Annotated in this window: 2 protein-coding genes; both read left to right on the forward strand. The window is 33.4% G+C overall.

Annotation, left to right across the window (positions count from 1 at the left end):
• Positions 1-396 precede the first annotated feature (396 nt).
• Entirely contained in the window at positions 397-741 is a 345-nt protein-coding gene (locus tag AOQ71_RS42150; protein WP_005146112.1) for an SMR family transporter, read from the forward strand.
• Positions 742-1,299, forward strand: a complete 558-nt coding sequence (locus tag AOQ71_RS44565; protein ID WP_005146114.1) for a TetR/AcrR family transcriptional regulator — start codon at positions 742-744, stop codon at positions 1,297-1,299.
• Positions 1,300-1,568 lie beyond the last annotated feature (269 nt).

The raw sequence follows: 1,568 nt of genomic DNA on the forward strand, positions 1-1,568 counted from the left end.
AAAAACTGAAAGAGATCCTACAAGGCATTGCATTTCTATTTATCGGGATTCCGATCATGATTATGGCCAGCATTATGGATCAACGAGCCTTTAAAAAGGAGCAGGATCAGCGCCAGAAAGCCCAAGATCAAAGCAAGTGATTGTTCATCAAAACTTATTAAAACCGTGGAACAATATACAAATATTAACCGTGGAACATGAAAAGTCATAAAAAAAGCCCGAACAGGGATGCTCGGGCTATAAACTAGAAACTACAGCATTGAATTATAAGGATAATTATACAGAATTTCGTATAACATGTATTATGTTAATTTTAGAAAATCTAAAATAATTATTGATAATTTTTTTTTGAAAATTTAACATACCTTCCGATTGGTATTTTAGGTATGATTACTTATGAACAGTGTGTTACTCGCTTATGTATTACTTGGATTTGCAATAGTTTCCGAAGTGATTGGAAGTAGTTTTTTAGTTAAATCGGAAGGGTTTACAAAACTTTTTCCAAGCGTGATGGTCTTTATTTTTTTTAGCACGGCATTTTATTTATTATCACAAGTTATTAAAACAATCCCTTTAGGTATCGCATACGCTATATGGGCTGGTGTTGGGATTGTTCTAACTGCTGTAGTTGGCTACTTTGTTTTTAAACAGACACTAGATAATCCTGCTTTAATTGGAATTGGTTTTATCGTATCTGGCGTAATAATTATTAATTTATTTTCGCAATCAGCAGGTCATTAAGTGAAAGAAATTCGGCAACAAAAGAAGCAACCAGAGGTTATTCGAAAGCGCATCCTTGAACAGGCAACTATTCTTGTTTCTCAAAAGGGTATTTCTGGTGTTTCTATTCAAAATATTGCTACAGCAGTAGGTATAACAAAAGGGGGGGTATTTCACCATTTCCCGAATAAAAAAAATTTGATAGAAGAAATGTTCAATCAAATAATTCTTGATTTAGATCAAACAGTTGAATACTTGATTAAACGCGATCCAACAGAATATGGTAAATTCACACGAGCTTATATTCATAGTTCTTTTATCCATCAAATAGATGGGGTGGTTTCTGCTTGGTCAGCGTTATCAATGACTATGATCACAGAGCCTACCTTTAATAAAATTTGGATGGAATGGCTAAAAAATAGATTATCTCAACATGCAGAAACGGATAGTCATCCTGATTTAGAGTTACTTCGTTTAGCAGCAGATGGGTTGTGGCTACAAAGTATTACCGGAGTCATTGATGATGAGCAATGTTCAAAATTAGAAGACGATCTGCTTAATCGAACCTATTTAACATAAAATCTCTTATTCGAAATTTGAACTGTAAGCCCCAGATAGAAAAATCCAGTGCATAGAACTGGGTTTTTATTATCACGTATAAATCTAAGACTTGTTTTAATCGTTGCTAACAGGATGTTTCACGGCTTCTAAACCATTGATTTTAGGTTAAGGATTTTTGCTGTCATGACGTTACTTTGAGGTGTACTTTAAAGATACAAAAATAAAAACTTATAAAATACGATAAGTCAGTTAAATGATGCATAAAATTTGATTTGAGTCCCTAAGTC

Source organism: Bradyrhizobium manausense (assembly GCF_001440035.1).
GTDB classification, from domain to species: Bacteria; Pseudomonadota; Alphaproteobacteria; order Rhizobiales; family Xanthobacteraceae; genus Bradyrhizobium; species Bradyrhizobium manausense.